Here is a 25,197-nt window from a genome sequence, read left to right on the forward strand (position 1 = left end):
TAGGCGGAAGATTTCCGTTGGTCAATAGAAAGTTTTGGTTTACGGAATGAAATTGATGAAAAATTGAGACAAACAGCCTATTCGAGTGCCTTGTACCGCATTTCCAAGACGATGGAAACCGGGAGATGAATGCCCGAAAGCCACCGGCAGGCAAGATGCCCAGCGGCGGCGGTCAAAAAATCGGGATGTCGTTCAGGCGGACCGCACGCGGATCGGTGCGTCCTGGTGCCGGCGGCTCAGTGAATGAAGCCGCCCTTGATGAAGCGCACGGGCTCGGCATCCATGCGCAGCAGCAGCGCCGTCAGCCCGTCGGCCACGGGCGCACGCTGCGCGTCGGCTGCCGGCGCCGAGACGCAGACCAGGTCTGCGTCGGACCATGGCTGTCCCGGCGTGCCGCGGGCGCGCAGCCAGCCGGCACGGTCGGCCAGCAGTTGGGTGCCGGCCAGCTGCGCGAGGGCTTGGCCAGAGATGGCTGCGACCGCCTGCCAGGCCTGCGTGGAGGCCGCGGTGCAGCCGGCGCGGAAGATCGGCACCTGCGCCGGCGGGCGGCCGTCTGGCGTGACCAGCACGGTCAGGAAGCGGGGATCGTCGAATGGCAGCGCGGTGGCGCTGTCGACCGCCACCAGCCGCACGCGCTGCCCGCCGCGCCATGCCGACAGGGCCACTGGCGCGGCGTCGCCACAGCGGACCGCCATCTCCGGCAGCTGCAGCGGTACCGGCCAATTGCCCGCGCTGCTGCTGCCGGCCGACAGTGCCTTCATGTAATCGATCACGGCCCAGGCTTCACGGTCACCGAGCTGGCCGCCGAAGGCGGGCATGGTGGGCCGTCCCTGCCGGTCGCGCATGCCGGCCAGCACGTGCCAGAACAGCTCGCCGTCGGCGCGGCGCGCCAGCAGCGGGCTGGCCAGCGTGGGCGGCCACTGCGCCAGGCTGGCGGCGAGCGGCCCTTCGCCGCGCCCGTCCGTGCCGTGGCAGCCGGCGCAGTGCTGCGCGTAGACGCGCGCGCCGAGGGCAATGGTGTCGACGGAAAAGCGCGCCGGGCTGGCGTGGAAGCTGGTAGGCGCGGCCGGCACGAACAGCAGCGAGGTGCTGGGCCACGGGGCCGCCGCCAGCGCCAGCGCGCCGGCAGCGAGCAGCACGCCGCGGCGGCGGCGCCAGGCCAGCGCCGACGCCATGGCCAGCCCGGCAACGGCCAGGGCGCACAGGGTCAGGCCGACCTGGCGTGCCAGGCCCAGGTCGATCAGCAGGGTTTCGCCCGCCACGCGCCTCGCCCACGGCCAGGCGGGCTGGCCGTGGCTGTCGCCGGTCAGGCCCAGCGCGTGCCAGAGCCACAGCAGGCCGCGCTGCAGCGCCTCGATCAGCGCCAGCAGGGCGTTCAGCCATGCCTGCGGCGGCGGGGCGCTCATCGGGCGGCCCGCACGGTAAAGTACGGCGTCATGCGTGTCTTCACCAGCTGGCGTCGAGCCCCAGCTGGCGCAGCGCTTCATGGCGCAACGCGGTCAGGCGCGCGTCACCGCGATGGCGCGGATAGGGCAGGTCGACGCGGATCTCGGCCGCGATGCGCGCCGGGCGCTGGCTGAACACAATCACGCGCTGCGCCAGGAACAGTGCCTCTTCCACGTCATGCGTAACCAGCAGCGCCGAGAAGCGCGAGCGCTGCCACAGCTCCACCAGGTCGCTCTGCATCGCCAGCCGCGTCAGCGAATCCAGCTTGCCCAGCGGCTCGTCCAGCACCAGCAGGCGCGGATCGTTGACCAGCGCGCGCGCCAGCGCCACGCGCTGCGCCATGCCGCCGGACAGCTGGTGCGGGAAGGCGCGCGCGAACGGTTCCAGCCCCACCCGGCGCAAGGCGTCGTCCACGCGATGGCGCTGCCGCACGAGGATGCCCTGCGCCTGCAGCCCGAGCGCAACGTTGTCCCAGACACGGCGCCACGGGTACAGCGTGGGATCCTGGAACACCACGATGCGCGAGGGATCGGGCTCGGTAATTGGCGTGCCATCCTGCCAGATCTCGCCCGACGCGGGCTGGTCCAGGCCCGCGACCAGGCGCAGCAGCGTGGACTTGCCGCAGCCGCTGGGTCCGAGCAGGGCGACGAATTCGCCCGGCGCGACGGCAAGGTCGACGTCGTCGAGTACCTGCAGCCGGTCGGCGCCGTTGCCGAACCAGTGGCTGACCTGGCGGATATCGATGCGGGCGCCGGCCCGCGCCGTAGTGCCGCCGGGGGCGGTGTCGGCGTGGTTGTCCTGCCGTTCGACCACGCTCACCATTTCACCGTCCCCTTCTGCCACGACAGCACGCGGTCGCGCGCCGCGAACAGCAGCGTGATCACGCCCGAGAACAGCAGCGCCATCACGATCAGCGCCGCATACATGTTGACGTACGAGGCCCAGCCCTGGGCCCAGGTCAGATACCAGCCCAGGCCCGACTTCACGCCCATCATTTCCGCGGTGACCAGCACCGAGAACGAGGCGCCCAGCCCCATGAACAGGCCGACGAACACCTGCGGCAGCGCGGCCGGGATCGCTGCGCGCAGCACCAGGAACCAGCCCGAGGCGCCGAGCGTGCGCGCGACGTCGTAATAGCTCTTGTTGACGCCGGCCACGCCCGACCAGGTCAGCACCGCGACCGGGAACGCCGTGGCCAGCGCAATCAGGAACACCGCCGCGGCATAGCTGGACGGGAAGAAGTAGAAGGTCAGCGGCAGCAGGGCGGTCGACGGCAGCGGCCCCAGCACGCGCAGCACCGGATGCACCCAGTAGCCGATGCGGCGCGACCAGCCGATCGACACGCCAACCAGAAAGCCCGCCAGTCCGCCATACGCGACGCCCAGCCCGAGCAGTTTCAGTGTGTTCAGCGCACTCTCGCCCAGCCGTTGCCAGTCGTCTGCGTACACCTCGATCAGCGCCTGCGGCGGCGCGAAGAAGGGCGTGGGCAGGATGGCGGTCTTGGCGGTCAGGATTTCCCAGGCCGACAGCGCGACGGGCAGCGCCACCAGCCACGGGCCGGCGGCCCGCAACGCGGCCAGCGGGCGTTGCGCCGGACGGGCCCGTGGGCCGGCCAGCGCCACCAGGGCCAGCAAGGCCGCGCCCGCCAGTGCCGCGATGCCCAGCTCCGCGGTATAGGCCCAGTCGCTGAAGCCGGCTGCCTGGTTGGGCCATTGCCACGTCAGGGCGCCGAACGCGGCCCATGCCAGCGCGGCGAGGATGCCGGTGGCCCAGACCGGAGCGGCGTTGCGTGTCGCGGCGGGCGCGTGCGGCAAGGGCGCCGCGGAAGGGTGGGGGCGCAGGCCCGGGTCGAGTGCGCTTTGGCTTGTCGTCATGGCATTACCCCAGCACATTGGCGTAGACGTGCTGCGCCAGGCGTTTGGCATCGGTGGACTTTTTCAGCACGCCGATGCGGCGGAAATCATCGGCATAGAACGCGATCTCGTCGCGCAGGTCGACGCCGGTCGGGTGGTGGGTATAGGTCAGCGTGGCATAGAGCTTGCGCAGGTCTTCCGGGTTGATCTTGGGCGAGTACCTGGCGAATACCTTCGCGGCCTCGTTGGGATTCTCGTTGACATAGTCGGTGGCCTGCACGATGGCGCGCGCCAGCGACGTCGCCGCGGGGCGGTCGTTGCGCACCAGTTCGCCGCGCGCGCCGACCACGCAGCAGACCTTGCGCGCGTACTCGCCGCTGAGGTTGGTGGCCAGTTCCACGTAGGCGCCGTGGGTGCGCTTTTCCAGCAGGTAGAGATTGGGGTCGCCGTCGGCGATGGCCTGGATCTCGCCCTTGTCGACCGCCACGCCCAGCAGATCGGCGGGGTACTGGCGCCAGCTGACGTCCTTGTCGGGGTCGATGCCGTGCTTGGCCAGCAGGATGGTGAAGAAATGCTTGCCCGGCGCCGCCAGGTCGCTGACGCCGACGGTCTTGCCCTTGAGCTGCTGCAGCGTGGTGACGCCCGCGGCCTTCGCCCCCACCAGCCGCACGCAGCCGCCGTGCGAGCTGCCGATGATCTTGACGTCGAAGCCGGCTTCGAGCGGCTTGAGCCAGCGATGGATCATGCCCACCGCGGCATCGGCCTTGCCGGTGGCGATCGACTCCAGCAACTGGTCGGTCGAACCGCTGTAGTTGATCAGGTCGACCTGCAGGCCGTTCTTCTCGAAGAAGCCCTTTTCCTGCGCCACCACCACCGGCGTCAGGCAAAAGGAATTCTGGTTCCAGGCGAAGGTCAGCTTGCGCGGCGCCGACCAGGCCTGCCGGCCCAGGATCAGCGCGGGCGCGGCCACCGCCGCGGCGCCGGCAAGCCTGAGCGCGCGGCGTCGGCGCGGGTCGGCAGGGTTGCTATGGTTCTGGCTCATGTGGGATTCCCGTCTTCGTGGGGTGATGGGGTGCTTGCGCTCAGGCGGCCTGGCGCTGCGTGGCTGCCGTGGCGTCGTGCTGCGCCACCAGTGCGCGCACGCGCGGGATCAGCTCGCGGCCGTAGTCGATGGCGTCTTCCAGCGGGTCGAAGCCGCGGATCAGGAAGGTGGTGACGCCCAGCTCGTAGTAGGCCAGCAGTGCCTGCGCGACCTGCTCGGGCGTGCCGACCAGCGCGGTGGAGTTGGAGCGTCCGCCGGTCTCGCGCGCGATCGCGGTCCACAGTCGCTGGTCGACACGGTCGCCCTGTTCGGCCGCCGCCAGCAGCCGGCGCGCCCCTTCGCTCTGCTGTGGGCCGCCGCGGCTGTAGCCGGCCTGCACGCGCAACGCGCGCGTGCGTTCGAGGATGCGGTCGGCGCGGGCCCAGGCCTTGTCTTCGGTGTCGGCCAGGATCGGGCGGAACGATACCGAGAAGCGCACCGTGCGGCCGTGCCGCGCGGCTTCGGCGCGCACGCGGGCGGTCAGCTCGCGCACCTGGTCGAGCGACTCGCCCCATAGCGCGTAGACGTCGGCATGCTTGCCGGCAACCGCCAGCGCGGCCGCCGACGCGCCGCCGAAATAGATCGGCACATGCGGCTGCTGCGCGGGCTTGACCTCGGAAAAGCCCTGGGTAAAGCGGTAGAACTCGCCTGCGTGGTCGAACGGCGTGGCCTCGGTCCAGATGCGGCGCAGGATGTGCAGGTATTCGTCGGTGCGCGCATAGCGCTGGTCGTGGTCGAGGAAGTCGCCGTCGCGCTGCTGCTCGCTGTCGGAGCCGCCGGAGATGAAATGCACGCCCAGGCGGCCGCCGCTGAACTGGTCGAGCGTGGCGATCTGGCGCGCGGCCAGCGTCGGCGCGGTAAAGCCGGGGCGGTGCGCCAGCATGAAATGAATGCGCTCGGTCACGCTGGCGGCATAGGCAATGGTCAGCGTCGCCGACGGACCGGCGGAGTGGTGCGGAACCAGGATGCGGTCGAAGCCGGCCTGTTCGTGCGCCTGGGCGAACGCGCGCACGTAGTCGCGATCGATCACCGGCCCTGACGGGGGATGGATCTCGGACTGCTTCTGGCTCTGGATCATGCCGATGAAATCGACGCTCATGTGCGTGCTCCTGAAGTCGGTGTCGGGTTGCATTGGGCTGAGGCAGAAAGTACGACAGCGGCGCGGCTTCGCTAACGAATAAAAACGACGCTCCATATTCAATAAGCATCGTTTTCGCCGGGCAGCGGCGGCGCTACGCTAGGCGGCATTCGATGCGCACCGCGCGCTAATCTTTTCCGGAGTCCTGTTCCATGTCCCTGACGTCTGCCCTGCGCCGGCTGCCCGGCAGCGATGCACGCCTTGGCGAGGTGCTGGCGACGCTGTCCGCGCGCTTTGCCGCCGATGCCGGCGCGCACGATGCCGCGGCCAGCTTCCCGCACGACAACTTTGCGCAGCTGCACGCCCATGGCCTGATCGCGCAGGTGGTGCCGCGCGCGCACGGCGGCGGCGGTGCGGGGCTGGCGCAGGCGCGCCGCATCGTGGCCGCGCTGGCCGGCGGCGACGCCGCGACCGCGCTGGTGCTGACCATGACCTACCTGCAGCACCGCGCCATCAGCCGCGCCGACTCGCACTGGCCGGCGGCGCTGCGCGAACAGGTCTTTGCCAGTGCGGTACAGGAGGGCGCGCTGATCAATTCGCTGCGCGTGGAGCCGCAGCTGGGCTCGCCCGCGCGCGGCGGCCTGCCGGCCACGGTGGCGACGCGCGTGGCCGACGGCTGGCGCGTCAGCGGCCGCAAGCTGTACAGCACCGGCATCCCGGCCTTGCGCTGGCTTGCGGTGTGGGCGCGCACCGATGAAGCGCAGCCGCGCGTGGGCATGTTCCTGGTACCCGGGCCCGCGGCGGGCATCGCCGGCGTGCGCATCGTCGAGAACTGGAACCACCTTGGCCTGCGCGCCTCGGGCAGCCACGAGACCGTGCTCGACAATGTCTGGATTCCGCCGGACCACGCCGTCGATATCCGTGCGCCGTCGGCGTGGGCGCCGGCCGGCGCCAGCCAGGCGGACCTCGATGCCAACGCCGACCAGCAGGCCTGGATGGTGGTGTTGCTGGGCAGCCTCTATGACGCGGTGGCGCGCGCCGCGTCGGCCTGGCTCGACGACTTCGTGCGCGAGCGCGCGCCCGGCAGCCTGGGCGCGCCGCTGGCCACGCTGCCGCGCGTGCAGGAGGCCGTCGGCGAAATCGCCGCGCTGCTGCGCGTCAACCAGGTGTTGCTCGACGACGCCGCGGCGCGCACCGATGCGGGCGCTCCGCCGGCAAGCACCGACAGCGGCCTGCTGAAGTTCACCGTGACCGGCAACGCCATCCGCGCGGCGGAGCTGGCGCTGCAGCTGTCGGGCAACCACGGCCTGAGCCGCAACCACCCGCTCGAGCGCCACTATCGCGACGTGCTGTGCAGCCGCATCCATACGCCGCAGAACGATTCGATCCTGCTCGCCGCGGGGCGCGCGCAGTTGCGCCTTTAAGCGGGGCCTGTAAGCGCGGCCTGCAAGCGGGGCGTGTAAGCGCTGCCGCGCCTGCCGTGCTATGTTTGCGGGACCAGCGCCCCGCAGAGGGCCGCACGGCCGGCCCGGCAGCCGGCAACCACATCGAGACACTCCGGAGCGTTCCCATGGGCAGTTCCCTCAATCCCCACGCGCTGGCGCCGCTGCGCGATTTCATCACCGGCGTGGCCGCGCTGCTCGAGCAGCATCCCGACGAACCCCGCATCCTGCGCGAAGGCGCAGCCTTGCTGGCAACGCTGGTCGCGCGCGACGACTGGCTGCCCGAAGCCTGTGCCCGGCCTCACCCCGAGTACTACCAGCAGCACCTGCTGCATTGCGATTCCGCCGAGCGTTTTTCCATCGTCAGCTTCGTCTGGGGGCCGGGCCAGCGCACGCCGATCCACGACCACACCGTATGGGGCCTGATCGGCATGCTGCGCGGCGCGGAAGATGCGCAGCCGTTTGTACTCGACAGCGCCGGACGACCGGTTGCCAGCGGCCCGAGCGTGCGCCTGCTGCCCGGCCAAGTCGAAGCCGTGTCGCCGGCCGTCGGCGATATCCATCGCGTCAACAACGCCTACGACGACCGCGTCTCGGTCAGCATCCATGTCTACGGCGGCAATATCGGCGCGGTGCGCCGCTCGGTCTACGCCGAGGACGGCACCCGCAAGCCCTTTGTCTCCGGCTATTCCAACCAGACCCTGCCCAACCCGTGGGACCGTTCCCGCGAACTTGCACAGTCATGACCAACGTTTCCGCTACGCCGGCCGCGCCAACCACGCCGGCCTTTCCCACGGTTTCTCCCGAAGCCGTGCGCAACGCCTTGCGCAACCGCGACGAGATCGCGCTGATCGACGTGCGCGAGGAAGATCCCTTCGCCCAGGAGCATCCGCTGTGGGCGGCCAATTTCCCGCTGTCCCGGCTGGAACTGGACGCGTGGGCACGCATCCCGCGCCGCGATACGCTGATCGTGGTCTACGGCGAGCATGCCGGCGCTGACCTGGCGCCGCGCGCGGCGGCGGTGCTGCAAGGCCTGGGCTACACCCGCGTGCATCGGCTCGAAGGCGGGCTGCGCGCGTGGATCGATGGCGGTGGCGAGGTGTTCCGCGACGTCAACGTGCCGAGCAAGTCGTTCGGCGAAGTGGTGGAAGCCGCGCGCCATACGCCGTCGCTGGCGGCCGAGGAAGTGCAGGCCTTGATCGACAGCCGGGCCGATGTGGTGATCGTCGACGCGCGCCGCTTCGACGAGTACCAGACCATGAGCATTCCCACCGCCACCAGCGTGCCGGGCGCCGAGCTGGTGCTGCGCGTGCGCGAGCTCGCCCCCGATCCGCGCACGCGGGTGATCGTCAATTGCGCGGGCCGCACGCGCAGCATCATCGGCACGCAGTCGCTGGTGAACGCGGGGATCCCGAACCCGGTGGCGGCGCTGCGTAACGGCACCATCGGCTGGACCCTGGCCGGCCAGCAACTGGACCACGGCGCCAGCCGCCGCGCTCCGGCCGTGGTCAGCGACGCCAACCGCGACAGCGCCCGCCGCGGCGCGCGCGAGATCGCCGACCGCGCCGGCGTGCGGCGCATTGCGCTGGCGCAGCTCGACACGCTGCAGTCCCCCGGCCGCACCGTGTACCGCTTCGATGTGCGCACGCCCGAGGAATTCGCCGACGGCCACCTGCCGGGTTTCGTCAACGCACCGGGCGGGCAGCTGGTGCAGGAAACCGACCACAGCGCGCCGGTGCGCGGCGCGCGCATCGTGCTGGCGGACGACGATGACGTGCGGGCCGGCATGACGGGATCCTGGCTGGCGCAGATGGGCTGGGAGGTCTGGGTGGTGGAACCGGTGGCCGCGTCCGCACGCAGCGAGACCGGCCCGGTCGCCGCGCCGGTGCCGACGCCGGCGCCCGCAGCCGGCGTTGGCGCGGCGCAGCTGGCCGCGTGGCTGGAGGCCAGCGACGGCAGCACCGCCGTGCTCGACTTCACCACCAGCGCCAACTACGTCAGGCGCCATATCCCGGGCGCGTACTTTGTCATTCGCGCCCAGCTCGCCGACGCGCTGACCCGCATCCCGCGGCCGCGGCGCTACGTGCTCACCTGCGGCACCAGCCTGCTGGCGCGCTTTGCCGCCGCCGACCTGCGGCGCCTGACCGATGCGGAAGTGTTCGTGCTGGACGGCGGCACCCAGGCCTGGATCGACGCCGGCCTGCCGCTGGAGCACGGCGAGACGCGCCTGGCCTCGGACCGCACCGACCGCTATCGCCGCCCCTATGAAGGCACCGACAACCCGCGCGAGGCGATGCAGGGCTACCTGGATTGGGAATTCGGCCTGATCGCGCAGCTGGAGCGCGACGGGACGCATGGGTTCAGGGTGGTGTAGGGCGGCTGCATGATATGCAGTGACGCTGCATATCATGCAGCGACGCCGGACGCCCTGCATCGCTGCAAGGCCTAGAGCCGCAGCAGCAGGCGCATGGCCGCTTCCACCTTGCGCAGGTGATTGGCTGACAACGCCGCCACGGGGCGGCCGCCCATGAAGCGACGATTCGAGACCGCGCGTACCTGGTCGATCAGCAGGTCCGTTTCATAGGCCAGGCCCGGCAGCTTGCCCAGCGCTACGCGCAGTGGGAAGCAATCCTCGATTTCGACCTGTGATGTCCCGGGCACGACGATGGTGGTCGGGTGCCCCGCATCATTGAGCAGGTCGGTCTGCAGCACCAGCGCCGGCCGGTTGCGCTTGGCCGGCTCTTCCCGGTGGGTCTGGGGGTTGAGATCGACCTCCCAGACCTGTCCCCGCTTCAGTTCAATCAAGGCCGTCTCCGGCGGCGCCGTCCATCTCTTCGTTGGCAGCCAGGTGCTTCGTCGAGAGCTTGCGCGACAGCATGGCGATGCGGTTGGCCAGCTCGCGCTCGTTTTTCTCGCGGACGGCGTCGCGGATGTAGTCCGAGGTCTTCTGGCCTGCCGCCAGCGCCAGCGCGCGGGTCTGCTCGGCCAGTTCTTCGCCTGCGCGGAATGACAGGGTCGTGCCTTGCATGTGTGGCTCCGACAACGGGTAATACGCAAGTATAGCGCTCATTTGTCACTCGTTTTCGTATTACAAAGTCGTAGACGACGGGTTTTCATGCGCGGGCCGAAGGCGTAAATGAAGCCTACGGAAGGCGCCCAATGCGGGGGAGGGGAGAAGTCTGAAAGACCTGAAAGGCGCGCGATCTCTCTACAGCAAGGGAACGAACGTAACGATTCCCTGTCAATCGTAATCGTTCAGTTACAATGCTGTCCTGCAGCATCCCGGTGACCAAGAACACCCTGGCCTCCGGCGCTGCCGTCAACGCCCCCGACCCAATGCGACTGTTGCTCCTGCTGCTGACTGCCATGTGCCTGTCGCTGCTCTCCTTTGGAGCAGCGGCGGACGCGCGCGCGGCGTTGCAGGGGCCGCAGCAGGCGGCAGTGGACCTGGTCGACCTGGCGTCGGCACAGCCCGTCGACGATCTGGGCCGCATCGTGGTGCCCGGCGACGATGGCCTGCACGACGACGATATCTGCGACGACCCGCCCCCCGGGTACTGCAATATCTGGTCGGCCGACCTGCTCGATCCGCTCGACCTGCTCGACGAGATCGAAGAATCCAGCGCGCTTTTTGCCTTGCCGCCAGTGAAGTTCCTGCTGCCTAGCGGCGACGTGGCCCAGCACCCGCCAGGCCGCGCCGATCCGCCGCCTTCGGCTTTTTTCCGGCCGCCGATAGTCCTCGCCTGACCGCTTTCCTGCGCCCGCACTGCGCGCGCTGCCGCATGCAGCCGTCCAGCCGCGGGCCGCGCCCCTTTGCCTGAACTCGCCAGCCTGCCTGCCGCCTGACCGCGCCGGGCATGCCGCCGCCGTTGTGCGTCCTGCCGTGATCGCGTCCCCGTGACGGCTGCACCCCGGGGCGGGCGGCAGCGTGGCGAGAGGCAGACGTATCGCTTGCTTTCCCGACTCATGACAACAACCAAGCTGACCCTGATCGCGTCGCTTTCGCTGATGGCGCTTGCCGCGGCCCCGGCCCAGGCCGGCGCCCAAGGCGGAACCTCCGCGAAGGCGACAGACCTGGCCGGTGCCGCGCCCGCGGCCCGCGCACCGCTGTCCAAGCCGGCTGCCGCGCCGCTGCCGGGCGCCGCCATCCTGGCGGCCGCCGCCGTACCGAAGACCGCTGCCGCCGGCGCCGCCGCCGCCGGACCCGCCTACTCGCTGCCCCAGCTGCTCGAACTGGCCCAGTCCACCAACAAGGGCGTGGCCGCGGCCGAGGCCAATGTCGATGCGGCCAGCGCCGCCATCAGCAGTGCCCGCGCCTATCCGAACCCGCAGGTCGAGGTGATGTACGGCCGCATGTCCGGCAAGCAGCCGGGCGTGGCCAGCGGCAATGCGCCCAGCTATGCAGTGGTGCAGAAGTTCGATTACCCGCACCAGCGCAGCCTGCGCGAGGCCATGGCGACGCGCGGGCTGGAATCGTCGCAGGCGGTGCGGCAGGGCTTCCGCGCCGACCTGGCCGCGCGCGTGAAGACCGCCTACTACGACGTGCTGCGCCGCGAGAGCGAACTGCACGCGGCCGAGGAAGACCTGGCGATGATGCGGCAGATCCACTCGCGCGCACGCCTGCGCGTGGAAGTGGGCGAGGCCCCGCGCTACGAGCTGATCAAGGCCGAGACCGAATTGCTGGCCTCGCAGAAGAGCCAGCAGACCGCCGAGCTGCGCGTGAACCAGGCCAAGGCGGCGCTGCGCCAGCAGGTGGGCGGCGCCATGCCGGGCCAGTTTTCGCTGGCGGGCACGCTGGGCCAGTCGCCCGACGTGCCGCCGCTGCCGGTGCTGCGCGACACCATGACCGCCGGCAACGCCGAGCTGATCCAGCGCCGCATGGAGCTGGAGCGCGCGCAGCTGGGCGTCGATTACCAGAAGTCGTTGCGCTGGCCGGAAGTGGCGCTGCGCGCCAGCACCGACCGCCAGCCTGACAACAACGTCTCGCAGATCGGCCTGATCCTGACCATCCCGCTGTGGGACCGCCGCAGCGGCCCGGTGGGCGAAGCCACGGCGCAGGCCACGCAGGCGCGCAGCGCGCTGGAGATGCGCGAGTTCGAGCTGACGCAGGAACTGGAAGCGGCCTACCGCCAGTACGAGATCAACCAGGCCCAGGTGACCGCGCTGGAGTCCGGCATCGTGCGCGAGGCCGAGTCGGCGCTGGGTGTGGCCGAGGCCGCCTACCGCTTCGGCGAGCGCGGCATCCTGGACTACCTCGATGCCCAGCGCGTGCTGCGTGGCGCGCGCAATGAGCTGATCGCCGCGCAGTATGACCTGCAGCTGGCCGCGATCCAGATCGAAAAGCTTATGTCGACCGCCCCGGGCGCCACTGCCGCGCCGGGCCTGCAGCCGACGTCCAACATCGAACAGAAATAACCATGCGTCCCAATTTCCTGCTTTCGCTGACGGCCGCCGCCGTCCTGACGTTCAGCCTGGCGGCCTGCTCCGACAAACCTGAGCCGGTCGCCGAGGCGCCCAAGCTGCCGCCCGGCGTGATCCAGCCCGAGGGCAACCTGCAGAAGGCCCTGAAGGTGGCGCCCGTGGCCACGTCCCCGTTCAGCGAGATGCTGCGCGTGGCCGGCCGCATCGATTTCGACGAACAGCGCGTGTCGCGCATCGGCGCCAGCGTGACCGGCCGCGTGACCGACCTCTACGCCACGCTGGGCCAGGAAGTGAAGGCCGGCCAGGTGCTGGCGCGCCTGCACAGCAGCGAGCTGGGCGCGGCGCAGATGGCGTTCCTGAAGAGCGAGGCCCAGACCGAGCTGCAAGGCCGCAACGCCGAGCGCGCACGGCAGCTGTTTGCCGCCGACGTGATCGGCCGCGGCGAACTGCAGCGCCGCGAGAGCGAACTGGCGATCGCTTCGGCCGAGATGCGCGCCTACCGCGACCAGTTGCGCGTGCTGGGCATGTCGGCGAGCTCGATCGCGCAGCTGGCCAAGAGCGGCAGCATCAATTCGCACTCGCCGGTGTATTCCAGCATCAGCGGCACCGTGGTCGAGCGCAACGTGGCGCAGGGCCAGGTGGTGCAGCCCGCCGACGCGCTCTACACCGTGGCCGACCTGTCGCGCGTATGGGTGGTGGCGGAAGTTCCCGAGCAGCAGGCCGCGCAGGTGGCCGAAGGCCAGAGCGTGGAGATCGAGGTACCGTCGCTCGCCAACGGCGCCGGGCGCCAGATCATTACCGGCAAGCTGATCTACGTGGGCCGCACGGTCAACCCGCAATCGCGCACGGTGCTGGTCCGCACCGAGCTGGAAAACCGCGAGGGCCGGCTCAAGCCCGCCATGCTGGCGAGCATGCTGATTGCCGGCAAGCCGGTCGACCAGCTGGTGGTGCCGGCGGCGGCAGTGGTGCGCGACGGCAATGACGAGCTGGTCTATGTCGAGATGCCCGGCAACAAGTACCGCCTGACCCGCGTCAAGCTGGGCGCCGAGAGCGATGGCATGCGCGTGGTCCAGAACGGCGTGAAGGCCGGCGACCGCATCGTGGTCGAGGGCGCCTTCCACCTGGACAACGAGCGCAAGCGCCTCGAACAAGGGTAACCGGCCATGATGAAATCCTTAGTCGAAGCCGCCATCAAGCAGCGGCTGGTGGTGTGCGTCATTGCCGTGGTCCTGTTCTTCTTCGGCCTGCGCGCTGCCACCAAGCTGTCGGTGGATGCGTTCCCGGACGTGACCAACGTGCAGGTGCAGATCGCCACCGAAGCCGCGGGCCGGTCGCCCGAGGAAGTCGAGCGCTTTGTCACCGTGCCGGTGGAAATGGCCATGACCGGCCTGCCCGGGCTGGAAGAGATGCGCTCGCTGAACAAGGCGGGCCTGTCGCTGATCACGCTGGTGTTCACCGATGCCACCGACGTGTACTTCGCGCGGCAGCTGGTGATGGAGCGCCTGATCGAAGTGGGCGGACGCATGCCCGAGGGCGTCACACCCGTGCTGGGGCCGGTCTCGACCGGCCTGGGCGAGGTCTACCAGTACACGCTCGACCGCGCCGACGACGGCAACCGCGAACTGACCCAGGAGGAGCTGGCCGAGCGCCGCATTGCCCAGGACTGGGTGGTGCGTCCGCTGCTGCGCTCGATTCCCGGCGTGGCCGAGATCAACTCGCAGGGCGGTTACGTGCGCCAGTACCAGGCGCTGGTCAACCCGGAGCGCATGCGCCACTACGGCGTCTCGATCCAGCAGGTCTACGAGGCGCTGGCGCGCAACAACGCCAACTCCGGCGGCGGCGTGCTGCCGCACTACGCCGAGCAGTACCTGATCCGCGGGGTCGGCCTGGCCAAGGGCGTCGATGATCTCGGCAGCATCGTGCTGAAGGAAGTCAACGGTACGCCGGTCTACCTGCGCGACGTGGCCAACGTCACCATCGGCCATGAGGTGCGCCAGGGCGCGCTGGTCAAGAACGGCCAGACCGAGGCCGTCGGCGGCATCGTCATGATGATGCGCGGCGGCAATGCCAAGGAAGTGGTCAGCCGTGTCAAGGCCCGCGTGGCCGAGATCAACGAGCGCGGCATGCTCCCTGGCAAGCTGCAGATCGTGCCGTACTACGACCGCAGCGAACTGGTCGACGCGGCGCTGTGGACCGTGACCAAGGTGCTGCTCGAAGGCGTGGTGCTGGTGGTGATCGTGCTGTTCCTGTTCCTGGGCGACGTGCGCTCGTCGATCATCGTGCTGGCCACGCTGGTGCTGACGCCATTGCTGACCTTCATGGTGATGAACGAGGCGGGGCTGTCGGCCAACCTGATGTCGCTCGGGGGGCTGGCGATCGCCATCGGCCTGATGGTCGACGGCTCGGTGGTGGTGGTCGAGAACGCGTTCGAGCGGCTCGGCCACAAGGAGCCGGGACTGACCAAGACCGAGATCCTGGTCAAGGCGGTGCAGGAGGTGGCCACGCCGGTGATCGTGGGCGTGGGCATCATCATCCTGGTGTTCCTGCCGCTGATGACGCTGTCGGGCATGGAAGGCAAGATGTTCGCGCCGCTGGCGTTCACCATCTCGATTGCGCTGGCGATCTCGCTGTTCCTGTCGCTGACGCTGTCGCCGGTGCTGTCGTCGTACCTGCTCAAGGGCGGTGCCGAGCATGACACCTTCCTGATCGCCTTCATGAAGCGCCACTACCTGCGCCTGCTGCACTGGGCGCTGGGCAACAGCCGCAAGACCGTGCTCAGCGCGGTCGGCGCCTTCATCGCCACGCTGCTGATCGTGCCGCTGCTCGGTACCTCGTTCATTCCGGAGATGAAGGAAGGCTCGATCGTGCCCGCGATCGACCGCGTGCCCAATATCTCGCTGGAAGAGTCGATCAAGCTCGAGAAGGAAGCCAACAAGCTGGTGCTGGGCGTGCCGGGCGTGAAGTCGGTGGTATCCGGCGTGGGCCGCGGCGAAAGCCCGGCCGACCCGCAGGGCCAGAACGAATCGACCCCGATCGCCAGCCTGAAGGACCGCGACGAGTGGCCCGACGGCTGGACCCAGGACGATATCGCCAATGCCATCCGCGAAAAGCTCAAGGCCATTCCGGGCGTGCAGATCGTGATGGCGCAGCCGATCTCGGACCGCGTTGACGAGATGGTCAGCGGCGTGCGCTCCGACGTGGCGGTGAAGGTGTTCGGCGACGACCTCGACAAGCTGCGCGAACTGGCGGGCGAGATTGCCCGCGTCGCCGGCGGCATCCAGGGCTCGCAGGATATCCGCATCGAACGCGTGTCGGGCCAGCAGTACCTGTCGATCGAGATCGACCGCCAGGCGATTGCGCGCTACGGGCTCAACGTGTCGGACATCCATGACGTGATCGAGATCGCCATCGGCGGCAAGCGCGCCACCGACATCTTCGAGGGCGAGCGCCGCTTTGCCGCGGCCGTGCGGCTGCCGGAAGACTTCCGCAACAACGTCCAGGCGATCCGCCAGCTGCTGGTGAACACGCCCGACGGCATGCAGGTGCCGCTGCAGAGCGTGGCGCGCATCGAGGTCAACGACGGTCCGGCGCAGATCAGCCGCGAAATGGCCAAGCGCCGTGTGGTGGTGATGATCAACGTGAAGGACCGCGACCTTGGCGGCTTCGTCGCCGAGCTGCAGCAGGCGGCGGATGCCAAGGTGAAGCTGCCCGAAGGCTACTACCTCGAGTGGGGCGGCCAGTTCCAGAACATGGAACGCGCCATGGGCCACCTGAAGATCATCGTGCCGGTCACCATCGCCGCGATCTTCTTCCTGCTGTTCCTGCTGTTCAACTCGCTGCGCTTTGCCACGCTGATCATCACGGTGCTGCCGTTCGCATCGATCGGCGGCATCATCGGGCTGTTCGTCACCGGCGAGTACCTGTCGGTGCCGGCGTCGGTCGGCTTTATCGCGCTGTGGGGCATGGCGGTGCTGAACGGGGTGGTGCTGGTGTCGTATATCCGCACGCTGCGCGATTCCGGCCTGTCGCTCGACGACGCCGTGGTGCAGGGCGCGACGCAGCGTTTCCGCCCGGTGATGATGACCGCGACCATCGCCATGCTGGGCCTGGTGCCGTTCCTGTTCTCGACCGGCCCCGGCTCTGAAGTCCAGCGGCCGCTGGCGGTGGTGGTGATCGGCGGGCTGATTACGTCGACGCTGCTGACGCTAGTGATGGTGCCGACGCTGTACCGGTGGTTTGATGACCGCAAGCCGGATCCGACCAGGGATGTGCCGGTGTAAGGTAGCGATTGCCTTCACCTTCCCGCGGGTTTGCTCCCCTCTCCCGCGCGCGGGAGAGGGGCGGGGGTGAGGGCGGGCGGTGGCAATAGCGATAGCTTTCACTTCGTTGATGCTCCCGCCCTCACCCCAACCCTCTCCCGCAAGCGGGAGAGGGAGTAGCCCGGCGGTAGATCAAGGACCGCTGCGCCTGGGAATGGCGCCAAAGACAACGCCCCATGCAAGTCGCTACTTGCATGGGGCGTTTTTCCTTTCCCGCTAACGCGACCACCTACGCCAGCCGCATCTCCACCTGCCGCGTCCACAGCTCCAGCAAGAAATCCGGCTCCTCATGCCGGATATGCCGGTACAGCCCGCGCTGCGCGCCGATCGCTTCATGCACCGCCTGCGCGGTAATCTGCTGCTCGGCGAACGGGTGCCGGAAATGGCAGGCGACGATCACGCCGTCATCGGCCAGCGCATGCGCGGCCATGGCCGCGACTTCGTGCCAGTCCGGCTTGGGAAAGTAGTAGCCCAGTTCGGAAAACACCATCAGGTCGAAGCTGCCCTCCGGCCACTGCTGCGGCAATTCGCCGGTCAGCACGCGGGCCTGCGGGAACGGCGCCAGCCGTTGCCGCGCCTGCTCGGCGGCGCTCTCGGCCAGTTCCATCGCCACCAGCGCATCGCAGCGCGGCGCCAGTGCCACGCTCAGGTGGCCGCCGCCGCAGCCGGGCTCGAAGGCGCGGGCGAAGCGCTCGCGCGGCAGCGTGGCCAGCAGCAGGGCGCGCTTGCGCGCTTCGTACCAGCGCGTGCCGATGCCCCAGGGGTCCTCGTGGCGGCCGTACAGGCCGGCAAAATAGTCGCGGTCGACCGGCATGGCGGCAGGCCTCAGTAGCCGTAGTACGGCGCCTCGCGGTAGTAGCCCGAAGGCTGCGGGCCGCACGGCACGTAGGCGCGGTCGTAGTCGCGGTAGCAGTAGCCCGGCGGCACTGCCGGCGCCGCGTACGAGACCGGCGCGGGAGCGTAGGTGACCGGCGGCGGCGCCACCGGGGCGGCCACCACCGGTCCCGAGGCCAGCATGGCGCCGAGCGCCAGGCCGGCGAGCGCGCCGACCGCCAGCACCGCGCCGGCGTTGGAGCCGCCGTGGTGGTGGTGCCGGCCGCGCGCCGAGGCGGACCCGGCGGCTACCAGGGACGCGGCCAGGACCGCCGCGGCGACGATGCGGGTGGAGGGGCGCATTTTGAACTCCTTGTCATGCACAGCTTGTGTTCCTGAATGATGGACGCAAACCGGCAATCAAGGTGTTTCGGGCCCCGGGCCGACTTGTTAGCTTTGTAACTGCGGCTTTTAGGATTCGCCTTTTTTAACGGGTTGTAAGACGCGGTAAAACGGCGCCGTCCGAAACCGCTTATCCGAGCGTTTCGGCCAGCGCGCCCAGCCCGCGCGCGCTCGCGGCAAGTTCGCCGGCCAGCGCCGCGACCAGCTCCGCCGCCGGCAGCGCGCGGGCCAGCGGCGCGGCCTGGCCGGCCCACTGCGCGGCAAAGTCGGCACTGCCGCGCGCCTTGGCGGCGGCGTGCAGGGCCTTGCCGGCATCGTAGGCGGTTGGATAGTCGGGCGTGGCGGGCGCGCCGGGTGCCGCGCCCAGCTCGGTAAAGCGGTTGGCCAGGCCGCGGGCATGGCGGCCGGAAATGGCGCGCGTCAGCACGGTCGGCTTGCGCGCCTGCAGCAGCGCCTCGCGGTAAGGAACGTCGGCCACGGTCTCGGGGCAGGCGATAAAGGCGGTGCCGAGCTGCGCCGCCTGCGCGCCGAGCGCCAGTGCCGCGGCAATGCCGGCACCGTCCATGATGCCGCCCGCGGCGATCACCGGCACGCGGGTCCGCGTTGCCAGCACGCGCACCAGAGCGAAGGTGCCCAGGCCCTCGTCGACGGCGGACGGATCGAATACGCCGCGATGGCCGCCGGCCTCGACGCCTTGCGCGACGATCGCGTCGAGGCCGGCCGCCTCGATCGCGTGCGCCTCGTCCAGCGAGGTGGCGCTGGCCAGCAGCACGATGCCGGCATCGCGCAGCGCGCGGATCCGGCCCGCATCGGGCAGGCCGAAATGGAAGCTGACCACGGCCGGGCGTTCTTCCAGCAGCATCGCGTGCATGGCGTCGTCGGTGACGTAGCTGCGGTAGATCTCGCGCAGCGTCGCCGGCGGTGTCGCGCCGAATTCGGCGAAGCGCGGCGCGAGGTAGGCCAGCCACGCCTGCTCGCGCGCGGCATCGGCGACGGCCGGCGCGTGGCAGAACACGTTGACGTTGAACGGGCCGCTGGTCAGCGCGCGCGTTTCGCGGATGGCCTTGCGCGCGGCTTCGGCGTCCATGGCGCCAACGCCGAGCGAGCCCAGCCCGCCGGCGTTGGTCACGGCCGCCGCGAGCGCGGGCGTGCTGACACCGGCCATCGGTGCCTGGATGATCGGGGTGCGGATGCCGAGCCGGCGCAGCAGCGGCAGCCGGTCAGCGGTGGAGGTGGCGTGGGTCAATTTGGTGCTCCTTGGCGGGGTCGATGGCGATGGCGCGGCAGGCGCGATGGCGGGATCAGCCATCGCGCAGTTCGCGCACGAAGGCGTCGCAGGCGTGCGTGGCATAGCCGGCACGCTTGACGAGATAGGTGTGCACCGCACGCACCGGCACGGTCTGCACGTCGACCGCGTCGCGATGCAGTGCCAGCAGCGAGCGGGGCAGGATCGCCATCGCCGTGCCGGCGCTGACGCAGGCGAGCATGGCGTGGTACGACGGCATCTCGGTGATGGCCAGGCGCTGGCGCATGTCGTCGTTGCCCTGCGCCAGCCAGTCTTCCGCGCACTGCCGGTAGGTACAGCCCTTCGGGAAGGCCGCGAGGCGGCGCAGTGCGACGTCGCGCGGGCCGCGCACCTTCGGGTGGCTCGCCGGCAGCACCAGCTGCAGGTGTTCGGTGAACAGGTAGGTGCCTTCCAGGCCTGGGGCGAGTTCGTCCATGTCGGCCGCGCGCGCCGGTCCTGCGCCCGGATGCGCGACCACGGCGCAGTCGAGACGGTGGTCGAGCACGGCATCGACCAGCGCGCGCGAGGTGCCGGTCCGGATCTCGATCTCCACGCCGGGCCAGGCTGCGTGGAATCGCGCGAGCGGCATCGGCAGCCGGTTGGCGGCAGCGCTTTCCATGGTGCCGATGCGCAGGCGGCCGGACGGCGCGGCGCCCTGCACCGACTGCCGCGCCTCTTCCGCCAACGCCAGCATCTGGTTGGCATAGGCGAGCAGCCGGTGACCCTCGGGCGTCAGCAGCATGCGCTTGCTGTCGCGCTGGAACAGCGCCACGCCCAGCGCCTCTTCCAGTTGCTTGACGCGGGTGGTGACGTTGGACTGCACCCGGTCCAGCAGGCGCGCGGCACGGGTGATGCTTTGCTCGGTGGCTACGGCGCGGAAGATTTCAAGTTCAGCCAGTTCCATCGGTGGTCGGGCGCGGCAGGCGGAAAAGAGGTCGCTTCGATATTCTCGTTCAGAGAATATAGCAAAGAAAACAATCTTTCCATGAGAATATAAAAATCGCTCCGCCGCCCCGTGCCGGCACCGTCGCCTCAGGCCGGCGCCGTCTCCCTGGGCCAGCCTGCCGGCGCCTGTACGCTGTCCAGCCCCATCCGCGCAAAGTCCTGGCCCCAGTTCATGCGTTCCATGCGCATCACTTCCACCTGCGTGATGCCGATCGCCGCGAACACATACTTCAGGTAAGGCGACAGGAAATCCTGCTGGCTGCCCGGGCCTTCCCGGAACGGGCCGCCGCACGAGACCACCGCCAGCACCGGCCGGTCCGCCAGCATGCCGACCTTGCCGGCCGGCGTATTGCGGAAGGTGCGGTTGGGCCGCACCACCAGGTCGATCCAGGCCTTGAGCGCCGACGGCACGGTGAAGTTGTGCATCGGCGTCGAGATCAGCACGGCATCGGCCGACTCCAGCTCGGCGATCAGCGTTTCCGACAGCGCCAGCGCGGCATGCTCGGCCGGGCCGCGCTGCTCGGGCGGCATCAGGCTGGCTTCGACGTGGGCACGATCCGGGTGCGGCAGCGGCTCGCCTGCCAGGTCGCGCTCGATCACGCGCAACGGACCCGCGCCGATCTGCCCCAGCAGGCGCGCGGCGGCCTGACGGCTGTTCGAGGCCTCGCCGCGGCTGCTGGCGCTGAGGTGAAGCAGGGTGGTCATCGGTGGTTTTCCTCCAGGGGGAAATGGAAATGGAGCGCGCTGGCCAGCAGGCCGTTGCGGTAGTAGAAGCGGTGGCCCAGCACGTTGACGAGCGGCGTATCGAGGACCAGCGTGCGGCAGCCGGCCTGGCGCGCCTCGTGTTTCAGCCGGTCCATCACCTGCTGCCCGTAGCCGCTGCTGCGCGCATCCGCATCGGTGACGAGGTCATCGACGTAGGCGTGCATGCCGCGCACCAGGTTCTCCTGCAGGCGCCAGCCGGCCAGGGCCACCGGCTTGCCGTGGTCCCACAGCACCAGCAGGCGATACCCCGTGGCGGCCTGGCGGCGCCAGCGCGCCACCAGTTCATCGGCCGAGTCCAGGTGCGGCCGCAATTGCCGCATCAGTGCAAAACAGGCGCCCACTTCCGTGTCATGTTCGACATGCCGGAGTTCGATGTGCGGGGCGGTGGCGGGGATCATGCGGCGCTCCCTGCCGTTTGCGCGGCCGGCGGCGGGAACTGCAGGCCGGCGGCGATGCGGTTCCATGCCTGGATCGCGGCGATCGCAGCGGCCAGGAAGGGAATCTCGGCCTCGCTGAAATGCTCGCGCACCTGCCCCAGCGCCTGCTGGCGCACGTGTTCGGCGCCCGCGCCCGCAGTGGCGCCCAGCACGGTCAGCGCCTCGGCCCAGGCCAGGGCCGCCTGCTCGCGCGCGGAGTGGACGCCGGCCTCGCGCCACACCGCGACCAGGTCAAGCTTGCGCGCGTCCACGCCATGCCGGCGCGCCAGGTTCAGGTGGAACTGCAGGCAGAAGGCGCAGCCGTTGAGCTGCGACACGCGTACCTTGATCAGCTCGGTCAAGGGCTTGTCGAGTCCCGAGTCGTCCACGGCGGTGCCGAGCGCGCGCAGGGCAGCGTACACGGCCGGCGCGGCGCGGGTGAATGAATCGAACGTCATGCTGGCATGCGGATCTGGCATTCCGGACCTCCTTCGGCGGAACTGGGTTAATATCAGAGCACGAACATAATATAAGAGTTCTGACATTATGCGCAAGACAACCACCAGGCGCGGCGCCACGGCTGCCGTGCCGGCTCCCGGCGAAGGCAAGCGTGGCGAGAGCGGGCATCTTGGCTACCTGCTGCGCCAGGCCAGCGCGGCCAACCGGCTGCGCATGGAGCGCGCGCTGGCCGACCTGAACGTAACGCCGCCACAGTTCGTGGTGCTGACCATGCTGGGCGCGTATCCGGGGCTGTCGGGTGCCGACCTGGCGCGGCTGGCGCTGCTTACGCCGCAGACCGTCAGCGTGATCGTCGGCAACCTGGAAAAGGCGGGCCATATCGAGCGCGCGCCGCATCCGGTGCACGGCCGCATCCAGACCATCGCGCTGACGGCGCAGGGCAAGGTGTTGCTGGGCCAGTGCCGCGAGCGGGTCATGGCCAACGAGGCCCGCCTGGCGGCGGGCCTGACGGCGCAGGAAGAGGAGGTGATTCGCCGCTGGCTGGTAGCGGTGGCGGTGGACGCTGCGGCCGAAGCGGAGGCCGCGCTGTAGCGGCGATCGCATGCATGGCGGCGGCGCCGCCGGACCTCAGCCGGTCGCCAGCGCGCGCTCCGGTTCCGGCCCGAACGGCGGCATGTTCTCCAGCCGCAGCGATTGCGGCACCGACAGCGAGATGCCGGCGGCGCGCAGCCGCTTGAGGATCTCGAACAGCAGGTCGCTGCGCGTGTTCGCGGCGATGCGCGGGCTGCCGACATAGCCGGTCACCGACAGCGTGATGCCGTTGGGCGCGAGCTGGCTGAACATCACCGACGGCGCCGGCACGTCGAGGATGCTTTCGTTCTCGCGGTAGACGTCGAGCAGCAGGTCGCGCAGCTGCTCCGGGTCGGTGTTCAGCGGGAAGGTGAGTTGCAGCGAGGCCACCCCCTGGGTGCTGTTGCTCATGGTGACGTTGCGCAGGTTCTGCGAGATCAGCTGCGAGTTGGGCACGATCACCGTGGAGCGGTCGCCCAGCTGGATCTCGGTGGCGCGCACGTTGATGCGGCGGATGTCGCCCTCGACGCCGGCAATGCTGACCATGTCGCCGACCTTGACCGGGCGCTCGGTCAGCAGGATCAGCCCCGACACGAAGTTCTTCACGATCTCCTGCAGGCCGAAGCCGATGCCGACCGACAGCGCGCTGACGATCCACGCCAGGTTGTCCCAGCGCACGCCCAGCAGCGACAGCGTCAGCAGCACCAGCAGCACGTAGCCGACATTGCTGAACAACGTGATCAGCGACGCGCGCAGCCCGGGCTCCATGCACAGCTTGGGCAGCAGCTCCGCGTCCAGCCAGCGCCGCACCGTGCGCAGCAGCCAGATGCCCACGCCCAGCGCGACCAGCGCATTCAGGATGCGCTCGGGCATGATGTTCAGGCTGCGCAGTTTTTCGCCGCCCAGCACGGTGACCAGGCTGTCGACCAGGTCCGCGGGGGTGGTGCCGAAGCCCCCGGTCAATAGCGCCACCACGGCCAGCAGCAGCAACAGGCTGGCGCCGATGCCGGACAGGATGGTGGCGGCCTGTTCCAGGCGCGCATCGTCGACGCCGAACAGCTGCTTGATCACCTGGCCGCTGGTGTGCTGGGTCGAGAACAGGCTTTCGAACAGGTCGCGCGTGACCTGCGTCAGCAGGTACAGGCTGCACAGCACGATGTCGAACCAGACCAGCTCATAGGTCAGGAAGCGCGCAAAGCTGATATAGCCCGCCAGCAGCGCCACCATCGACACGATCACGATCAGCGTGACGCCGGCGTGGATCATGCCCGCCAGCGTGGCGCGCGCCTCGGGCTGCTCGCCGGCGGCGGCCAGCTCGTTGCGCACGCGGTTGGCGCGCAGCAGCGCCGCGCCGATGGTCAGCACCACCACCAGCGAGACCAGGCCGCGCCCCAGCAGCGTGACCTGCACGCTGGTATCGGCAATGCGGTTGAGCTGTTCCAGCGTGCCGGCCAGCAGCAACAGCCCGGCCAGCACCGCCGGGAACGGCTTCATTGCCCGCGCCACGGGATCGGCCAGCGCGGGCAGCCGCCAGGATGGATGGCGCGTGCACAGCAGCGCGCGCCCGAGGCCCGCGATCAGGGCGCTGGTCAGGGTCAGCTTGACCAGCCCGCCGTACAGCGTCATCAGGTCCGGCGGCAGCTCATAGTTGCGGGTGAAGGCGTTGTAGACGATCTGCACCGCCAGTCCCGTGGTGGCCACGGTCGCGAGCGTGGTGGCGAGCGCCAGCGCGCTGCGCCGCAGCCGCGTCGGCGGCAGCTTGTTCAGGCAGAACCAGGCCAGCGCGCGTTCGGCCAGGCGCTTGCCCAGCAGCCACACGCCCAGCGCGAGCAGCAGCAGGGCGATGGTGGCGGCGCGCTGCGACGGCTGCCACGCCAGCTGCACCATCGGCACCACCTGGTCCAGGAACGCGCCCATGCGCGCGCGGTCCTCGGTGCCGGGGCTGACCATCGGCTTCCAGAACTGCGGGTTGAGGATGCTGTCCGAGCGCAGCGCCAGCTGGTCTTTCATCTGGCTGCGCTGCAGCCGCGCGATCTGGCCGCTCAGGTTGGCGATGTTCTCCTTGCTTTCGGCCGCCTGCTTGAGCTGCGCATCGAGCTGCAAGCGCCGCGCATTGAGCTCGGCGCGCTGCCGCACTACCGCCGGGGCCTCCTTGGTGATGCCATCCGCCGGCGGCGGGCCCAGCACGTCGAGCTGCGCCTGCAGCTGGTCGCGCTGCGGCGCCAGCGCGGCGGAAAGCTTGTCGACATCGGTGTCGAGCTGGTGCAGGTCATGGTCGAGCTCGTCCAGCCTGGTGGTGCCGTCGGGGTCGGAGGCCTGTTGCTTGATGCGGTCCTGCTCGGTCTGCAGGCGCTTGAGTTCGGCGGTGGCTTCGGCGTGCGTGAGGGCGGGGGGCTGCTGTGCCTCGGTGGCGGAGGCGGCCTCGGATGCCGGCGCCGCGATCGCGGCGGGCAGGGTGGCTGGCATCAGGTGGCATAGCGCTGCGAGCGCAAGGCCCAGTGCGAGCCGTGAAACGTTGCTCATGGCGGAATCTCGTCGGACGGTGACGGCTTGCGGCGCTCCGGCATCGACAGGCGGATCGCCAGTTGCGCCCCACCAGCAGAGGTGCAGCGCGGCGATCGGATGCGGGAACGGCCGGGACACCGGCAATGAACAGGCAAGGGGATCGCCGCTCGCTGGCGGTCCTCTCGGTGGTTCGGCCAGGCCCGATGCGCCCACGCGAGGGCACCGGCAGCTGGCCGCTGATGACGGGACCGGTGCAACCGGCCCAGCCGCGATCCGCGAAATTATAGAAAAGCGCATCCGCCACACCGCCGGATGCTGCGGCGGATCGGGCACACCGTGACAAATTGATACGCATCCCTGCCCGCGGCGCCGGCGCGGCCGCCGTCGGCATGCGCGC

23 protein-coding genes are annotated in these 25,197 nt (G+C 69.7%); 8 read left to right on the plus strand and 15 right to left on the minus strand.

The window, feature by feature from the left end; all coding sequences use genetic code 11:
• Positions 1 to 236 precede the first annotated feature (236 nt).
• From LIN44_RS27235 to LIN44_RS27255, 5 genes are read right to left on the minus strand one after another with little or no spacing between them, the layout of a single operon-like run.
• The gene (locus tag LIN44_RS27235; protein WP_227316441.1) at positions 237 to 1,406 is read right to left on the minus strand and encodes a cytochrome c; all 1,170 of its coding nucleotides are present in this window, start codon (positions 1,404 to 1,406) and stop codon (positions 237 to 239) included.
• A 40-nt stretch (positions 1,407 to 1,446) separates the two neighbouring features.
• Entirely contained in the window at positions 1,447 to 2,268 is an 822-nt protein-coding gene (locus tag LIN44_RS27240; protein ID WP_227315334.1) for an ABC transporter ATP-binding protein, read from the minus strand.
• Entirely contained in the window at positions 2,262 to 3,320 is a 1,059-nt protein-coding gene (locus LIN44_RS27245; protein ID WP_227315335.1) for an ABC transporter permease, read from the minus strand. The genes LIN44_RS27240 and LIN44_RS27245 overlap by 7 nt, the downstream gene beginning before the upstream one ends.
• A 4-nt stretch (positions 3,321 to 3,324) precedes the next feature.
• Positions 3,325 to 4,341 (minus strand): ABC transporter substrate-binding protein, encoded by a 1,017-nt coding sequence (locus LIN44_RS27250; RefSeq protein WP_227315336.1) that lies wholly within the window; start codon positions 4,339 to 4,341, stop codon positions 3,325 to 3,327.
• A 40-nt stretch (positions 4,342 to 4,381) separates the two neighbouring features.
• Positions 4,382 to 5,479, minus strand: coding sequence for an LLM class flavin-dependent oxidoreductase (locus tag LIN44_RS27255; protein WP_227315337.1), 1,098 nt, complete (start codon positions 5,477 to 5,479; stop codon positions 4,382 to 4,384).
• A 191-nt stretch (positions 5,480 to 5,670) separates the two neighbouring features.
• Between LIN44_RS27255 and LIN44_RS27260 the strand changes: the two genes are divergently transcribed.
• The 3 genes from LIN44_RS27260 (at position 5,671) to LIN44_RS27270 (ending at position 9,274) form a co-directional block, all read left to right on the plus strand.
• Positions 5,671 to 6,882: an acyl-CoA dehydrogenase family protein gene (locus LIN44_RS27260; protein ID WP_227315338.1), complete on the plus strand. Its 1,212-nt coding sequence runs from the start codon at positions 5,671 to 5,673 to the stop codon at positions 6,880 to 6,882.
• A 146-nt stretch (positions 6,883 to 7,028) separates the two neighbouring features.
• Entirely contained in the window at positions 7,029 to 7,646 is a 618-nt protein-coding gene (locus LIN44_RS27265; protein ID WP_227315339.1) for a cysteine dioxygenase, read from the plus strand.
• A complete protein-coding gene (locus LIN44_RS27270) occupies positions 7,643 to 9,274 on the plus strand; it encodes a rhodanese-related sulfurtransferase (RefSeq protein ID WP_227315340.1) in 1,632 nt (543 codons plus the stop codon). The genes LIN44_RS27265 and LIN44_RS27270 overlap by 4 nt, the downstream gene beginning before the upstream one ends.
• A 71-nt stretch (positions 9,275 to 9,345) precedes the next feature.
• Here LIN44_RS27270 and LIN44_RS27275 read toward each other — a convergent pair whose 3' ends face one another.
• Together LIN44_RS27275 and LIN44_RS27280 are read right to left on the minus strand one after the other, a co-directional pair.
• Positions 9,346 to 9,705, minus strand: a complete 360-nt coding sequence (locus LIN44_RS27275; protein ID WP_227315341.1) for a type II toxin-antitoxin system PemK/MazF family toxin — start codon at positions 9,703 to 9,705, stop codon at positions 9,346 to 9,348.
• Complete coding sequence (locus tag LIN44_RS27280; RefSeq protein WP_227315342.1) at positions 9,698 to 9,928, minus strand: antitoxin of toxin-antitoxin stability system; 231 nt, start codon at positions 9,926 to 9,928, stop codon at positions 9,698 to 9,700. Before LIN44_RS27280 ends, LIN44_RS27275 begins: the two co-directional genes overlap by 8 nt.
• A gap of 308 nt (positions 9,929 to 10,236) precedes the next feature.
• Here LIN44_RS27280 and LIN44_RS27285 point away from each other — a divergent pair, with 308 nt between their 5' ends.
• The 4 genes from LIN44_RS27285 (at position 10,237) to LIN44_RS27300 (ending at position 16,601) form a co-directional block, all read left to right on the plus strand.
• On the plus strand, positions 10,237 to 10,647 hold the full coding sequence (locus LIN44_RS27285; RefSeq protein ID WP_227316442.1) for a cobalt-zinc-cadmium resistance protein: 411 nt from the start codon (positions 10,237 to 10,239) through the stop codon (positions 10,645 to 10,647).
• A 219-nt stretch (positions 10,648 to 10,866) separates the two neighbouring features.
• Entirely contained in the window at positions 10,867 to 12,315 is a 1,449-nt protein-coding gene (locus LIN44_RS27290; protein ID WP_227315343.1) for a TolC family protein, read from the plus strand.
• 2 nt (positions 12,316 to 12,317) lie between these two features.
• A complete protein-coding gene (locus LIN44_RS27295) occupies positions 12,318 to 13,478 on the plus strand; it encodes an efflux RND transporter periplasmic adaptor subunit (RefSeq protein ID WP_227315344.1) in 1,161 nt (386 codons plus the stop codon).
• Positions 13,479 to 13,484: 6 nt separating this feature from the next.
• On the plus strand, positions 13,485 to 16,601 hold the full coding sequence (locus LIN44_RS27300) for an efflux RND transporter permease subunit (RefSeq protein WP_227315345.1): 3,117 nt from the start codon (positions 13,485 to 13,487) through the stop codon (positions 16,599 to 16,601).
• A 268-nt stretch (positions 16,602 to 16,869) separates the two neighbouring features.
• On the opposite strand, the gene LIN44_RS27305 is transcribed toward LIN44_RS27300, so the two are convergent.
• From LIN44_RS27305 to LIN44_RS27335, 7 genes are all read right to left on the minus strand, one after another.
• Positions 16,870 to 17,454: a methyltransferase domain-containing protein gene (locus LIN44_RS27305; RefSeq protein ID WP_227315346.1), complete on the minus strand. Its 585-nt coding sequence runs from the start codon at positions 17,452 to 17,454 to the stop codon at positions 16,870 to 16,872.
• 11 nt (positions 17,455 to 17,465) lie between these two features.
• Positions 17,466 to 17,816 carry a mechanosensitive ion channel protein MscS gene (locus LIN44_RS27310; RefSeq protein WP_227315347.1) on the minus strand — a complete coding sequence of 117 codons (351 nt, stop codon included), beginning with the start codon at positions 17,814 to 17,816 and terminating at the stop codon, positions 17,466 to 17,468.
• Positions 17,817 to 17,985: 169 nt separating this feature from the next.
• A complete protein-coding gene (locus LIN44_RS27315) occupies positions 17,986 to 19,101 on the minus strand; it encodes a nitronate monooxygenase family protein (protein ID WP_227315348.1) in 1,116 nt (371 codons plus the stop codon).
• A 55-nt stretch (positions 19,102 to 19,156) separates the two neighbouring features.
• Positions 19,157 to 20,044, minus strand: a complete 888-nt coding sequence (locus LIN44_RS27320; RefSeq protein WP_227315349.1) for a LysR family transcriptional regulator — start codon at positions 20,042 to 20,044, stop codon at positions 19,157 to 19,159.
• Positions 20,045 to 20,172: 128 nt separating this feature from the next.
• Entirely contained in the window at positions 20,173 to 20,790 is a 618-nt protein-coding gene (locus LIN44_RS27325) for an FMN-dependent NADH-azoreductase (RefSeq protein WP_227315350.1), read from the minus strand.
• The gene (locus tag LIN44_RS27330; protein ID WP_227315351.1) at positions 20,787 to 21,248 is read right to left on the minus strand and encodes a GNAT family N-acetyltransferase; all 462 of its coding nucleotides are present in this window, start codon (positions 21,246 to 21,248) and stop codon (positions 20,787 to 20,789) included. Before LIN44_RS27330 ends, LIN44_RS27325 begins: the two co-directional genes overlap by 4 nt.
• Positions 21,245 to 21,745, minus strand: coding sequence for a carboxymuconolactone decarboxylase family protein (locus LIN44_RS27335; protein WP_227315352.1), 501 nt, complete (start codon positions 21,743 to 21,745; stop codon positions 21,245 to 21,247). The genes LIN44_RS27330 and LIN44_RS27335 overlap by 4 nt, the downstream gene beginning before the upstream one ends.
• A gap of 67 nt (positions 21,746 to 21,812) precedes the next feature.
• Between LIN44_RS27335 and LIN44_RS27340 the strand changes: the two genes are divergently transcribed.
• Positions 21,813 to 22,316, plus strand: coding sequence for a MarR family winged helix-turn-helix transcriptional regulator (locus tag LIN44_RS27340; RefSeq protein WP_227315353.1), 504 nt, complete (start codon positions 21,813 to 21,815; stop codon positions 22,314 to 22,316).
• A 36-nt stretch (positions 22,317 to 22,352) separates the two neighbouring features.
• On the opposite strand, the gene LIN44_RS27345 is transcribed toward LIN44_RS27340, so the two are convergent.
• Positions 22,353 to 24,818 (minus strand): DUF3772 domain-containing protein, encoded by a 2,466-nt coding sequence (locus LIN44_RS27345; RefSeq protein ID WP_227315354.1) that lies wholly within the window; start codon positions 24,816 to 24,818, stop codon positions 22,353 to 22,355.
• Positions 24,819 to 25,197 lie beyond the last annotated feature (379 nt).

The sequence above is a fragment of the Cupriavidus sp. MP-37 genome, assembly GCF_020618415.1.
GTDB lineage: Bacteria > Pseudomonadota > Gammaproteobacteria > Burkholderiales > Burkholderiaceae > Cupriavidus.